The organism is Aeromonas sp. R7-4 (assembly GCF_040908055.1).
GTDB lineage: Bacteria > Pseudomonadota > Gammaproteobacteria > Enterobacterales > Aeromonadaceae > Aeromonas > Aeromonas sanarellii.
In genome coordinates, this window is the sequence record NZ_JBFODA010000016.1 from 30325 (window position 1) to 43210 (window position 12886).

Genomic DNA, 12886 nt, shown 5'->3' on the forward strand with positions numbered 1-12886 from the left:
GTTCCGCACGGCGGTTTGCCGCTCTTGCCCGATCCGGTTGTGATCTTGTCGGTTCGAGGGGCTAACAGGGCGCAGATGTCAAAAAACGGCCCCCATCGTATCACAAATTAACCACTCTGGGGACGTTGAAGGCAAATTAAGGCATCCAGCAGTCTGGCCGTCTCTGTGGGCGGGGTTGTGGTGTGCGCGCCATCTCGCTGATACGACAAGAGAAAAACCCGCCGGGTCGGCGGGTCTTGTGGGTGAAAAAAAGATCAGAGGCGGGCGCTGGCCAGGTACTTTTCCATCTCCTCGGCGGGCACCATGCCGCCGCCGGTGGCCCACACCAGGTGGGTGGCCCGGGCCATGTCGGCGATATCCAGCCCTCGTTCGGCCTGCCACGCCGGATCGGCCGTCACCCGCCAGGGACCCGCCATGCCAGCCAGGGCGGAGGGTTCGAGCCGGATCTGCTCGTCCCGGGCCAGCAGCCCCAGCAGGTCGTACATCTCCTGATCGCTCAGGGTGTAGAAGCCATCGAGCAGCCGCTCCATGGCGCGACCGACGAAACCGGAGGCACGCCCCACCGCGAGACCGTCGGCGGCGGTGAGGTTGTCGATCCCCAGATCCTGCACCGAAATCTGATCGTGCAGCCCGGTGTGGACCCCGAGCAGCATGCAGGGGGAGTGGGTGGGCTCGGCGAAGAAGCAGTGGACGTGGTCCCCGAACGCGAGTTTCAAGCCAAAGGCCACCCCGCCCGGGCCGCCGCCCACGCCACAGGGCAGGTAGACGAACAGCGGGTGCTCGGCGTCCACCCTGATGCCCATCTGGTCGAACTGCGCCTTCACCCGCTCGCCGGCCACCGCGTAGCCGAGGAACAGGGTGCGGGAGTTCTCGTCGTCGATGAAGAAGCAGTGGGGATCGCCTTGGGCCTCCTTGCGCCCCTGGGCCACCGCCACGCCGTAATCCTCGGCATACTCCACCACGGTGACGCCGTGCTCGCGCAGCTTGCGCTTCTTCCACACCCGCGCATCGGCGGACATGTGGACGCTGACCTGAAAGCCGAGGCGGGCGCCCATGATGCCGATGGAAAGCCCCAGGTTGCCGGTGGATCCCACCGCGATGCGGTATTGGCCGAAGAAGCAGCGCAACTCATCGCGAAGCAGCGTGCGATAGTCATCCCCTTCGCGCAGCAACCCGGCCGCCATGGCCAGCCGCTCGGCATGAGCCAGCACCTCGTGGATGCCGCCGCGCGCCTTGATGGAGCCGGAGATGGGCAGGTGGCTGTCTTTCTTTAGCAGCAGCCGACCGGTCAGCTCGACCCCGTAACGCTGGTTCAGGGTCGCCTGCATCGCCGGGATGGCCGCGATCTCGGACTCGAGGATGCCCTTGCTGGCGCGGGTCTCCGGGAAGGCCTCACACAGATAGGGAGCGAAGCGGGTGAGACGGGCGGCCGCCTCCGCCACATCCTGCCGGGTGAGGCCCACATGGGGCAGGCCTTCCGCCAGAGTGGTGGCCCCCGGATTGAACCAGGTCAGGGGATCGAGGGCCATCAGCCTCTCGAGCAGGGGAAAGCGGGCGATGAGCCCTGCCATGTCGCTGTGTGTCACGGGAACCTCGAGGGAGTGGTGAGGGGATGCCCCATTGAACGGTACGCGGGGCGGGCTGACAAATGATAAAAAGTGGGGTTTGGATGAGCTGGATTGATGCAAAGCGGAAAAATTCCTCGCTCCCATCGTGAAGGTAATGTTTTGGGTTTGTCTGGTGAATGCAACCTTCTGTCATCTGGTATCATCGGGCGGATCAAAAGAGAGGAGGGGCGACCATGGGAAGCGATGAACACTATGCGCTTAGGCGAAAGCTGCTGAGCGGTTATCAACTCGCCAGGCTCCATACCTTCGAGGCGGCGGCGCGGCACGGCTCCTTTGCGCTGGCGGCGGAGGAGCTCTCCCTGAGCCCGAGTGCGGTCAGCCACAGGATTGGCACCCTGGAAGAGGAGCTCGGCTTCCCGCTGTTCCAGCGCTTTCATCGCAAGGTGGTGCTGACGGCGGGCGGGCAGCGCGTCTTCTGGGCGCTAAAGTCGTCGCTGGAGTTCATCAATCAGGAGGTGCTGGAGATCCGGGATCAGGCGTTGTCGGGCTCCCTGACGATCCACTCGCGCCCCTCCATCGCCCAGTGCTGGCTGGTGCCGAGGCTCGCCGACTTTTTCCGCCAGCATCCTCTGATCGAGCTCAACCTGCTGACGGGCAACGAGAACATCAACCTGCAGGGGTATGGCATTGATCTGACCCTGGACTTCGACGCCAGGATGCCGGAGCGGCTCGCCATCCACCCCCTGATGGACGAGTACATGGTGCCGGTGTGCAGCCCGGACTATGCCGAGGAGCACGGGCTGCTGGAGAGCCCGGACAAGCTGCAGCACTGTCGCCTGCTGCACGACAGGCGGGCCTGGGGTCATGACACGGACAGTGACGAGTGGCGCACCTGGACACAGCACTGGGGGCTGGCTCTGGAGGCCTGCCAGTCGCACATGGGGTTTGATCGGGCCGACCTTGCCATCCTCGCCGCCACCCACCACGCCGGGGTGGCCATGGGGCGCAAGCAGTTGGTGAGCCAGGGGCTGGCGAGAGGGGCGCTGGTGATGCCTTTTCCTGCCATGGCGGTGCGCTGCGAACAGCGCTACTACCTCGCGACCCTCCCTCACCGCCAGTGCCCCAAGATCCAGGCCTTCATCACCTGGATCAAGGCGCAGGCAGAAGCCGCATGCTGAGGTACAGTCCTTTGCCAATATGGCGCCATGGCCTTTTCCATTGGGGATCACGGTCATGAGCACAATATTTGTGCCGTGATCGGTTGCCCTGGCCATCGAATTGAGCCACCCGCGATTCAATGCCAGGGCGGTCAGCCTTCCGGTTTATCCGATGGTAGAAGAGGGCAGGATTAACCCAACGGGAAAGAAATAAAGTCGGTGGCGTTTTCCAATAAGCGCAATGTGGAATTAACCGCAGTGAATAATGTCCATAGGGTATCAACTATCATCCTGACGCCATAAAAACATTATGTTGTTATAGCAAGGCCATGCTATTCTCAAAATGTGTAATCCCTGTGACATACAAAATAATTCTGTGAGGAAGTAATGAACGAGTTTCTGAAGGTTCTGCTGAACATTCGCAGCTTGCGTGCTGCCATCCGTGAACTGCCGTTTGAGCAACTGCAAGAAGCGAAAGAAAAGTTCGATCTGGTATATAACGAGCGTGCCGAATCCGTCGAACAGGAGCGTGCCGAGCAGGAAGAGCGTCAGCGCAAGCTGAACGAGTTTACCGAGATGCTGCAACAGGCCGGTATCGATCCGCGCGAGCTGATCAACAGCGTGGCAGCCCCGGCAGCCGCTGGTGCGACCAAGGGTAAACGTGCTCCCCGTCCCGCCAAATACAAGTATCAGGAAGATGGTCAGGAGAAGACTTGGACTGGTCAGGGCCGTATGCCCAAGGCCATCGCCGAGCAAGTTGCGCTGGGCAAGGATTTGAACGACTTCCTGATCTGATCGCCGTATCCGAATATCAATAATGCCGCCCCTTGGGCGGCATTATTATTTTCGGGAGCCTGCCTATCTCTTGCACTTGGAAAGCACCGGTAATTGCACAGGCTCGTCTGGAATAGCCATGACCATCATGGGCCAATAAAGCAGAATCATCCACCACCTGCCGCAGATCCGCGATCGCCGGCGCCATGCATTCAGGACTCATACAGCCCAAATTCTGTCGCAGCCCATCGGCCGGAGAATTAGGAAAGGCCAGGGTGGGGGTGAAATAGACGCTGGGGTGAAATAGCGGGAGGGATCCCGAACCTCTCTGATCGCCAGATCCCATTTGATCATGCTGAGTATGGGAAGGGCTTGATATTGCCCCGCTATTATTTTCTTTCGCCATTCATGTCCTATTTGACACCCCATCTTCGGAATATATGTCCCTCATTCTTTGTATGAAGGACATAGGTTGGGAGCGGCTGTGCCAAGGCGAGTAAATAAGAGATGACCTAGGTAACGGCCTGGCTGTCTTTATGATGAAGGGGGACTGCCTTGCGTTTGGCGACACGGCGGCGGGCCTGCACCGCCTCGGCCAGCATGGCGAGCAGGGTCTCGCTCTCTTCCCAGCAGAGACAAGCATCTGTGACCGACAGGCCGTATTGCAGCTCGCTCAGCGGGGCCGGTTTCTGGCTGCCTCCCTGCAGAAAACTCTCCACCATGACGGCGGCGACGGCGTCGCTCCCCTCGCCCAGTTGACGGCAGAGCTCTGCGGCGACCCTGAGCTGGTTCCCGTGCTGTTTCTGGCTGTTGCCGTGGCTGCAATCCACCATCAGACGATGGTTGAGCCCTTGGCGTGCCAGGCGCTCGGCGGCGTCCATCACGTCGCTCTGGTGATAGTTGGGCAGGGTGCCGCCGCGCAGGATGATGTGGCAATCCGGGTTGCCCTCGCTCTTGATCACCACCATGCCGCCCAGGCTGCCGGGGGCGGTGAACAGATGGGAGGCGGTGCTGGCCTGGATGGCATCGATGGCGACCCGGATATTGCCATCCGTGCCGTTCTTGAATCCCACGGGGCAGGGCAGTGCGGAGGCCAGTTGCCTGTGTACCTGAGACTCGGTGGTGCGCGCCCCTATGGCGCCCCAGCTGACGAGATCGGCCAGATAGAGAAAGCTGGTGGTATCGAGGAACTCGGTGGCGGTGGCGAGCCCCAGCCCATTGATGTCGAGCAGCACCTGGCGGGCCAGATGCAATCCCCGATTGATGTCGTTGCTGCCGTCCAGGTGGGGGTCGAACACCAACCCCTTCCAGCCCACCGTGGTGCGCGGCTTCTCGAAATAGGCGCGCATCACTATCAGCAGCCTGTCTTCATAGGCGCTGGCGAGCCGTGCCAGCCGCCCGGCATAGTCGAGGGCCGCGACGGGATCATGGATGGAACAGGGGCCAATCACCACCAGCAGGCGATCGTCTTCCCCAGACAGGATCCGGCGCACCTGGTGGCGCTGGCTGTCGATATGCCTGGCCATGTCGGTCGGGCAGGGGTGCTGTGCCAGCAGCTCGGCAGGGGTGGGGAGCGCCTCTACCGCGAAGGCGCGCATGACCGAATTCAAAACTGCCATCTGGAATTACCTTGCTGTGCATGAGTGCGATGGGGAACCCGGTATGCGCCATCCCGTTTGGGGCAGACAGGTTCACGGCTCACCGCAGTTGTTGAGAATGATTGTCATTATCTTGGTGTTTGTCTCAAATGCAAGCGCAATGAAACGGCCAGGCGAAGATGGGGGGAGTGGGACGATGGCGGGGGAACCGCAGCAAAAACCGGCCTCCTCCCCGAGGGAGGAAGCCTGCCAGTCACAAGATAAACAAGGAAGATCAGCTGTCCATCACGGCGTGCCTGTCCTGGTGATAGGCATCTTCATCCTTGCCGCTGCGCCAGTAGGGGACTGCATAGACCCGCTGGCGATCCACATCCAGGGTTCGCCTGACGTGGCGCCGAAGCGGCACGACCAGGCTCTCTTCCCCGCCGAACCAGAAATAGCTCCCCTCGGCGACCATGGGCTGGGCGGTGAAATGCGCCACCAGGGTCGCGGCTTGCTCCGGGTTGCCCACGAACCAGCGCAGGTCGACGCCGGCTGGCAGCGACAGATCCTGCACATCGTCCTGGTGGGGGACCAGCAGGGCGATATGGCCGCGGGCATGGGCCGGCATCACCTCCGTCATTGCGCTGATGGCGGGCAGGGCGGTGAGATCCCCCGCCATGTAATAGTGCTCGGCCGTCTGCAGCATGGGGTCGGGACCGCCCGGGCCCGAGATGGCGAGCCTGTCCCCCGGTTTGGCGTGCAGGGCGAAGCGGCTGGCGGGGCCGGCCTCGCCGTGCAGGGCGAAGTCGATGTCGAGCTCCAGCGCCTCCCGGCGAAACGCACGTATGGTGAAGGTGCGAATGACGGGTTTCTGGGCGGGATCGAGCCAGCGAGGCCCCTTGTCGGTGGGGGTGGGCAACACTATCTCGCGCTGATCCGGTCGGGGCAGCATGATCTTGACATGAGCACCGCCACAGCTGAAGGGGTAGTCCACAAGCTCGGGGCTGGTCAGGCAGATTCGGCGCAGGTGCGGGCTCACATCCTGAACATGCTTGACGGTGAGCAGGCGGGGGCGATTGGCCGGGGCGGGTTGAGACATGGGCATACTCCTGGCTGATGATGGCGCCCATTCTTGATTAAATGAAAACTATTATCAATTAGTTTGTGGGCAGAATGGGTCGCGATTGACCTCCTCGGGACGTCCATCGCGATCCCACACTCTCTGCCTGGATCAGGTTCGATCGCTTCCCCCCAGTGCCCGATAGATGCCTGCCATGTTGTTGAGCTGGGCCTGCTGCTGTGCCAGCAGAGCGAGCTCGGCATCCCACAGGCGGTTCTGCTCATCCAGCCAGGGTTGCACCCCGGTGGCTCCGGCCAGGAAACGGGCGCCTGCCAGCCTTTCGGCCTCCCGGGCATAGGCCCTCTGCTGCTCCAGATAGCGCAGCCGCTGATCCCCTTGCTGACGGGCGGCCAGGCCATCCTCCACTTCCAGCAGCGCGGTATAGAGCTGCTTGCGAAACTCGGTTTCGGCAATCTGGTAGTCGATGTCGGCGCTGGCGATGGAGAGCCGGGTCTTGTTGTACTCGAGGAAAGGGAGCGCCAGCGTGGCGCCCAGGGTGCCGACTGGATTTTGCAGCACCTGGGTCAGGGTATCCGAGGTGGTGCTGGCACCGCCGGTCAGGCTCAGGGTGGGATAAAAGCCGGTGCGGATCTCGTCTCCCCTCGCGAGGGTCTTGCGCAGCCTGAGTTCGGCGGCGCGCACATCGGGCCGCCGGGCCAGCAAATCGGCGGGGATGCCGGCCGCCACGGACGGGATCGGGCCCATGATCAGGGCGTCGGGAGCGTCAGCGAGCGGCCCGCTGCTGCGGCCCAGCAGCAGGCGAAGAGCATTGCCCGCCTGTGCCCGCTGCTGGGTGAGGGTGGCGAGCTCCGCCTGCTTGCCTGCCTTCTGCTGGCTGGCCTGTACCAGATCGAGTCGGGTCACGGCGCCCGCCTCGTATTTGGCGCGGGTCAGGCGCTCAATGCGCTCCAGATTGGCCAGTTGCTGGGTGCCCAGGGTAATGGCCGAGCCGAGGTAGGCCAGCTGCCAGTATTGCTCCAGGGTCTTGCCGATGAGCAGCAATCGGGTGGCGGCCAGATCCTGTTCGCTGGCTTGTGCCTCCCAGCTCGCCTGATCCCTTGCCGCGGCCAGTCTGCCCCAGAGATCCACTTCGTAGCTGAGGTTGAGGGAAGGGCCCAGGTTGCTGCTGGCGCTGCCATCTTTCATGTTCTTGGTGCCGCTGGCCCCGAGATTGGCGCTGACCGAGGGGGTGAGGTTGGTGTCAGCCAGATCGGCGCCGAGCAGGGCATTCTTGAGCTTGAGCCCGGCCACCCGCATGTCCGGGTTGGCGGCCAGCACCGCCTCGACCAGGCGATCGAGTGCGGGATCCTGGAATCCCTGCCACCAGGGGCCAGCCTGCTGCGCGGTGAGATCCCGGCTCTCCTGCTGCCATGCTGGCGCCACGTCGAGATCGGGTCTGTGATAGGTGCTCTGCTGGCTGCAGGCACCGAGGCTGGCGGTGAGCATCAGGCTTAGCCCGAGCCTTGATAGGTTGTGCATCGTCATTCCCTCGCCAGTGCCTCCACCGGATCGAGCCTGGCCGCATTGCGGGCGGGCAGGTAACCAAACAGGATCCCGATGAGGGAGGAGCACCCGAAGGCCATCAGGATGGAGAAGAGCGAGAAGCGCATCTGGAAGCTTTCCACGAGCAGGGAGAAGAGAGCGCCGATGAGCAGGGCGAGGCCGATACCGAGCAGCCCCCCCAGCAGGCTGACCATCACCGCCTCGATGAGGAACTGTTGCAGTATGTCGGACTGGCGGGCGCCGACGGCGATGCGGATCCCTATCTCCCGGGTACGCTCCACCACCGAGACCAGCATGATGTTCATCACTCCGACGCCGCCGACGATGAGGGAGATCACCGCGATGGCGGAGACCAGCAGTGTCAGGGTGGCGGTGGTCTTCTCCACCGATTTGACGATGCTGTCGCTGCTGAAGGTGAAGAAGTCCTTCACGCCGTGGCGCTGGGTCAGCAGGGCGACTGCCGCCTGCTCGGCCAGGGCGGGCTGGACGCCGTCTTTGACCCGGATGGTGATCTGGGTGAAGTGCTGCTGGGAGAGGAGACGGCTCATGACGGCGCTGTAGGGGAGCCAGACATTGACCGACTGGCTGCTGCGGCCAAAGCCGGTCTCCTGGGCCACCACGCCGACGATGCGCACCGGCAGGGTGCCGACCAGCACCACCTGACCGACCGGGTCCACCTTGCCGAGCAGGCTCTCTATGGTCTTGCCATCCACCACGGCCACCGCCGTCCGGCTGCGGATGTCCCGCTCATCGAGCAGGCGCCCCTGGGTGAGCGTCATCCCCTTGACCCGGAAGAAGTCGTTGCCGACCCCGATCACGCTGCCGCTGCTGGTCTTGTTGCGATAGCGCAGCTGGCCCGAGGTCGCAATCTGGGGGCTGGCCCCTTCCAGGTAGGGCTGGCCGAGCAGGGCGTCGAGATCCCGCTCGTTCAGGGTCTGGATGCTGGCGGCTTTCTCGTCCCCCCAGTCCTTACCGGGAAAGATGTCGATGGTATTGGTGCCCATGGCGTTGATGTCGTCGATCACCTTGGCGCGCGCCCCCTGACCCAGCGCCACCACGCTGACCACGGCGGCGATGCCGATGATGATGCCGAGCATGGTGAGGAAGGTGCGCATGCGGTGGGCCAGCATGGCGTGCAGGGCCATGCGGCCCGCCTCCCGGTAGCGATCCCAGCCCTGGCTCGCAGCGAGGGCGGCCGACTTGGCGCCCTGCGCATCGGGCCGGGTGGGGGAGACGGCCTGCTTGCCGCCGTCACCTGGTCCCTCATGGGGACGCGCCGGCGCCTCGGACTGGCTCTGCCGAGGTGAACTTTCGCCGGTTGTCCGCTGGCCGCTCTCTTCCACCACCCGGCCGTCGCGTAGGGTGATGATGCGGTCCGCATGGTTAGCCACCGCCATGTCGTGGGTCACCAGTATGATGGTGTGGCCCCGGGCGTGCAGCTCCTTGAGGATGGCCATCACCTCCTTGCCGCTCTGGCTGTCGAGGGCACCGGTGGGTTCGTCCGCCAGGATCACCTCGCCGCCGTTGGCCAGGGCGCGGGCGATGCTGACGCGCTGCTGCTGGCCGCCGGAGAGTTGGCCGGGTCTGTGGTGGCTGCGATCCTGCAGCCCCAGGCGGGTGAGCAGGGTGCGGGCCCGGATCCGGCGCTCGGCGCGGGCGGTGCCCGCATAGATGGCGGGGATCTCCACGTTGGCGGCCGCATCCAGGTGCGGCAGCAGGTGATAGCGCTGGAAGATAAAGCCGAAGTGGTGGCAGCGCAGCTGCGCCAGGGCCAGGGCATCCAGGGTGGCGGTGTCCTGGCCGCGAAACAGATACTGGCCGCCGCTCGGGCGATCGAGGCAACCCAGCAGGTTCATCAGGGTGGACTTGCCGGAGCCGGAGGCGCCGACGATTGCCACCATCTCCCCCGCATCGATGGCCAGATCCAGCGGGTGCAGCACGGTCACCTCGTGCTCCCCACTCTGGTAGCGGCGCTCTATGCCCTTGAGCCGGATCAGGGGCTCGCTCACGGCGCCATCTCCTCTTCGTCGTGCTGGACTGGCTTGCCCTGATCCAGGATGACCTTCTCCTGCTCGGTCAGACCGCTCACCACCTCTATCTTGATGTCGTCCTTCATGCCGGTCTGGATGCGGCGGGTCTCTCTCTGATCCCCCTCCCTGAGCAGGGTCACCTCGAATTCGTTGTCACCTAGCTTCTTGCCGAGGGCGGTCTGGGGAATGGTCAGCACCTGTTTGCGCTCGCCGAGCACTATGGTGACCTGGGTCGTCATGGCGACCCTCAGCTGGTGGCCGGGGTTGGGCACGTCGAACAGGGCGTAGTAGTAGATGGCGGCATTGCTGGTGGTCGTGGCGCTGGCCGTCTGCTCGTTGATGTTGGTGGGGGCCAGCTCGACCGTGCGCAGGGTGCCGTGGTAGCGGGTATCCGGATCCCCGATCAGGGTGAAATAGACCGGCATGCCCGCCTTGACCCGGGTGACGTCCGCCTCCGAGATCTGGGCCTTGACCGTCATGGTATCCAGGTTGGCGAGCTTGAGCAGGGTCGGCACCGTCTGGCTGGCGGCCAGGGTCTGCCCCTGGCGAGTGACGATGGAGACGACGGTGCCATCCATGGGGGCCTGAATGCGGTTATAGCCGAGCTCCGTCTTGGCCCGCTCCACCTTGATGAGGGCGTTGTCGATGTCTGCCTGGGCGCTCTGCAGCTCGGCCCGGGTGACGGCGAGCTGGGCCTCGGCGCTTTCCAGATCTGCCCGGGAGCTCGCCTCCTGCCGGAACATCTGCTGCTGACGGCGCCAGGCGAGCTCGTTCTGCTTGAGCTGCGCCTGCTTGATCTTGAGCTGGGCGCGGCGGCTGACCAGCTCCGCCTCGGCGGTCTTGAGGTTGTTCTGGGCGATCAGGGGATCGATCTCGGCCAGCAGCTCCCCCTGCTTGACCTGTTGCCCCGCCTCCACCGCGAGATAGGTGACCTGACCCGAGACCTGGGCCCCCACGTCCACCTGCTCGATGGCCTGCAGGACGCCGCTGGCGAGCACCGTCTGCTCCACGTCCTGGCGAGTGACGGTGGCGGTCAGCACGGGCTCCGGGGCCTTGCCGGGCCAGGCCAGCCAGGCGATCAGGGCAAGCAGCAGGAGGGCGAGCAGGGAGAACTTGCCCGGGGTGGGGAGACTCTTCATGTATCACCTGAAAAAAAGGGGAGAAGGCGCGCAAGGGCCATATCGTGCAGCAAATGGCACTCAAAAAGAAGCGAACGATGTGTAAGAAATCGTGTCGTCACCGCCGTGATGGAGGGGGCGGCGGGTGAGGATTTTGGCTGGTTGGGAGTTTACTGGCGCCCGTTTGGCGGTATCGGGAGAGGGTGCGCGGCCCGGATCTTTACAGGGGAAAGAGACCCGCTCGCCGAGCGGGTCCTTGGGCATCAGCCGACGGCCTGGAGCAACTCGGCGTGGGGCTCGTGACAGATCTGGATATCCACGGGCAGCTTGTAGATGAGCAGTCGGGCCAGTGAGCCTTCCATCCAGTGATGCCGGCTGCCGACCAGCAGCAGATCGGTCGGATGAGCGGCCAGCCAGCGCTTGAGATCCGGCACCACGTCGTCGACCACCAGGCACTGGTAATCCACGGGGTGAGACGGCAGGGTGATGAGCTCGCTGATGATCGCCTTGGCATCCAGGGTGCCCTGGACGCTGCGCTCCTCCTCGGACAGTGACAGACTCTTGCGGCGCACCTTGCTGCTGTGGGTCAGGTGCAACAGCGTCAGGTTGCTTCCCAATCCCTGTGCCAGACGGCTCGCCTTGGCCAGCGTCTCCTGCTCGTAATCCTTGCCTTCCAGCAACAGCACAATATTGGTCGAGCTCATAAGCAGTTCTCCTCGGCATGGCGCGGGCCACCCGGTCAGGGAGATTGTCCCGTCCCGGGGCATGCCCGCGGGTGTCACATCACAGTGGCCGACCCGCACGCCTCGCGTCGCACTCTGACGCCATGCCCACAGCCTCGGCTCTGTTTACATCATCATAACAGGTGCAGTTGAATGGAATATGAAGGTGTGCCGCAGATCGGTGTTGAGATGGAAGAATTTCATGGGGAAAGGGGAGAAAAGCAGCATGGTCACGGGTCTCCTTCTGCAGGAATGGCTCGTTATGCTGCCACTATGGTAGGCCGGATGGGGACCCTGTGATGGAGGTCAGAGGGGCGGGTTCGTAAGATGCTGCTCCAGCCAGGGGAGTCCCTCCTTCTTGCGGCTGAGGGCGCCCGCCAGCGGGACGGGGTCGGTGGGCAATATGCCCTTGCTGGCACAATGGAGCAGGCTGTCCCCCCTGGCCAGATCCGTCAGCATCAGGACATAGGCATCCAGAGAGTCCTGTTCCAGCCTGGTGTGCATGGCCTGGTACAGCTCCGCCATCCGGGCCTGCAACTGGGCCGGATCCATCACGCAGATCTGGCTCACCATCAGGGTGTGCCCCGCGATCTGGTAGCGCTTCTCATCGGCGACGAGCAGCTCGCTCATCGGGGCGTCACCGAGTTGGGTGCGGCGTTCCAGCAGGATCTGGGCGAAGGGGGCCAGCGCCAGATCGGCGATGGGCAGCAGTCGCTCGACCGCCGCCCTGTCCTGAGGCGTGGTGGTGGGGGAGGTGAAGTTGAAGGTGTCGCTCACTATGGCCCCCAGCAGCAGCCGGGCCTGGGCGCGGGAGAGCGCGTCATGGCCCATCAGGTCCAGCAGCACGGTGGCGCTGCAGCCGACGGCTCTTATCCAGGCATCGAGGGGGCCCCGGGTGATCAGGGTGCCGAGACGGTGGTGATCGATAAGCCCCTGCACATCGGCGTCGGCCAATCCTTCCGGCCCCTGCTCCAGCTCGCTGAAATCCACCAGGAAGACCGGCTTGCCGGCCACGCTGCCTTGCAGCACGGGGGGCGCCTCCACCCCGGCGGTCTCCAGGATGAAGCGGGTTTCGGCAATGGGCTCACCGAGGGCGAAGGCCTGGGCCGCCCGGCCCTGACGATTGAGCCAGTCGGCGGCGACCAGGGCGGTACAGATGCTGTCGCTGTCGGGATTCTGGTGACCAAAGACCTGGAGCATGGATTGATTCCTGAAGTGGGGTGAGAGGGACTGGCAGTGGGTGGCTACCTTGATTTGGCAGTATGATGCCGTCCTGCGCCGGAATGAAGCGGGCAGTGCGGGTTTGACCACGGA

The 12886-nt window shown here is 63.9% G+C and carries 11 protein-coding genes; 3 read left to right on the forward strand and 8 right to left on the reverse strand.

Going from position 1 to position 12886, the window contains the following annotated elements; all coding sequences use genetic code 11:
* Positions 1 to 254 precede the first annotated feature (254 nt).
* Entirely contained in the window at positions 255 to 1571 is a 1317-nt protein-coding gene (gene dsdA, locus AB5Y72_RS02940; RefSeq protein ID WP_325783433.1) for a D-serine ammonia-lyase, read from the reverse strand.
* 230 nt (positions 1572 to 1801) lie between these two features.
* Between dsdA and dsdC the strand changes: the two genes are divergently transcribed.
* Positions 1802 to 2746, forward strand: a complete 945-nt coding sequence (dsdC, locus tag AB5Y72_RS02945; RefSeq protein ID WP_368198585.1) for a DNA-binding transcriptional regulator DsdC — start codon at positions 1802 to 1804, stop codon at positions 2744 to 2746.
* 366 nt (positions 2747 to 3112) lie between these two features.
* Positions 3113 to 3520: an H-NS family nucleoid-associated regulatory protein gene (locus AB5Y72_RS02950; RefSeq protein ID WP_042075118.1), complete on the forward strand. Its 408-nt coding sequence runs from the start codon at positions 3113 to 3115 to the stop codon at positions 3518 to 3520.
* 491 nt (positions 3521 to 4011) lie between these two features.
* Here AB5Y72_RS02950 and AB5Y72_RS02955 read toward each other — a convergent pair whose 3' ends face one another.
* The 6 genes from AB5Y72_RS02955 to AB5Y72_RS02980 all read right to left on the reverse strand — a co-directional run bounded on the left by AB5Y72_RS02955 (position 4012) and on the right by AB5Y72_RS02980 (position 11554).
* On the reverse strand, positions 4012 to 5118 hold the full coding sequence (locus AB5Y72_RS02955) for a 3-deoxy-7-phosphoheptulonate synthase (RefSeq protein ID WP_325783395.1): 1107 nt from the start codon (positions 5116 to 5118) through the stop codon (positions 4012 to 4014).
* 253 nt (positions 5119 to 5371) lie between these two features.
* A complete protein-coding gene (locus AB5Y72_RS02960; RefSeq protein ID WP_325783397.1) occupies positions 5372 to 6178 on the reverse strand; it encodes a siderophore-interacting protein in 807 nt (268 codons plus the stop codon).
* Positions 6179 to 6310: 132 nt separating this feature from the next.
* Positions 6311 to 7684 carry a TolC family protein gene (locus AB5Y72_RS02965; protein WP_325783399.1) on the reverse strand — a complete coding sequence of 458 codons (1374 nt, stop codon included), beginning with the start codon at positions 7682 to 7684 and terminating at the stop codon, positions 6311 to 6313.
* Positions 7681 to 9711 (reverse strand): MacB family efflux pump subunit, encoded by a 2031-nt coding sequence (locus AB5Y72_RS02970; protein ID WP_325783400.1) that lies wholly within the window; start codon positions 9709 to 9711, stop codon positions 7681 to 7683. Before AB5Y72_RS02970 ends, AB5Y72_RS02965 begins: the two co-directional genes overlap by 4 nt.
* Entirely contained in the window at positions 9708 to 10871 is a 1164-nt protein-coding gene (macA, locus tag AB5Y72_RS02975; protein WP_325783401.1) for a macrolide transporter subunit MacA, read from the reverse strand. Before macA ends, AB5Y72_RS02970 begins: the two co-directional genes overlap by 4 nt.
* A 242-nt stretch (positions 10872 to 11113) precedes the next feature.
* Positions 11114 to 11554, reverse strand: coding sequence for a universal stress protein (locus tag AB5Y72_RS02980; protein WP_042075129.1), 441 nt, complete (start codon positions 11552 to 11554; stop codon positions 11114 to 11116).
* Between the two features lie 171 nt (positions 11555 to 11725).
* Here AB5Y72_RS02980 and AB5Y72_RS02985 point away from each other — a divergent pair, with 171 nt between their 5' ends.
* Positions 11726 to 11872, forward strand: a complete 147-nt coding sequence (locus tag AB5Y72_RS02985; RefSeq protein WP_325783402.1) for a hypothetical protein — start codon at positions 11726 to 11728, stop codon at positions 11870 to 11872.
* Positions 11873 to 11878: 6 nt separating this feature from the next.
* On the opposite strand, the gene AB5Y72_RS02990 is transcribed toward AB5Y72_RS02985, so the two are convergent.
* Positions 11879 to 12772: a DHHA2 domain-containing protein gene (locus tag AB5Y72_RS02990; protein WP_325783403.1), complete on the reverse strand. Its 894-nt coding sequence runs from the start codon at positions 12770 to 12772 to the stop codon at positions 11879 to 11881.
* Positions 12773 to 12886: the final 114 nt, after the last annotated feature.

What these genes read in the sequence shown, in the direction of transcription:
- dsdA (WP_325783433.1), bottom strand. Translation starts at nt 1,571, where the DNA reads ATGGCAGGGCTCATCGCCCGCTTTCCCCTGCTCGAGAGGCTGATGGCC.
- dsdC (WP_368198585.1), top strand. Translation starts at nt 1,802, where the DNA reads ATGGGAAGCGATGAACACTATGCGCTTAGGCGAAAGCTGCTGAGCGGT.
- AB5Y72_RS02950 (WP_042075118.1), top strand. Translation starts at nt 3,113, where the DNA reads ATGAACGAGTTTCTGAAGGTTCTGCTGAACATTCGCAGCTTGCGTGCT.
- AB5Y72_RS02955 (WP_325783395.1), bottom strand. Translation starts at nt 5,118, where the DNA reads ATGGCAGTTTTGAATTCGGTCATGCGCGCCTTCGCGGTAGAGGCGCTC.
- AB5Y72_RS02960 (WP_325783397.1), bottom strand. Translation starts at nt 6,178, where the DNA reads ATGTCTCAACCCGCCCCGGCCAATCGCCCCCGCCTGCTCACCGTCAAG.
- AB5Y72_RS02965 (WP_325783399.1), bottom strand. Translation starts at nt 7,684, where the DNA reads ATGACGATGCACAACCTATCAAGGCTCGGGCTAAGCCTGATGCTCACC.
- macA (WP_325783401.1), bottom strand. Translation starts at nt 10,871, where the DNA reads ATGAAGAGTCTCCCCACCCCGGGCAAGTTCTCCCTGCTCGCCCTCCTG.
- AB5Y72_RS02980 (WP_042075129.1), bottom strand. Translation starts at nt 11,554, where the DNA reads ATGAGCTCGACCAATATTGTGCTGTTGCTGGAAGGCAAGGATTACGAG.
- AB5Y72_RS02985 (WP_325783402.1), top strand. Translation starts at nt 11,726, where the DNA reads ATGGAATATGAAGGTGTGCCGCAGATCGGTGTTGAGATGGAAGAATTT.
- AB5Y72_RS02990 (WP_325783403.1), bottom strand. Translation starts at nt 12,772, where the DNA reads ATGCTCCAGGTCTTTGGTCACCAGAATCCCGACAGCGACAGCATCTGT.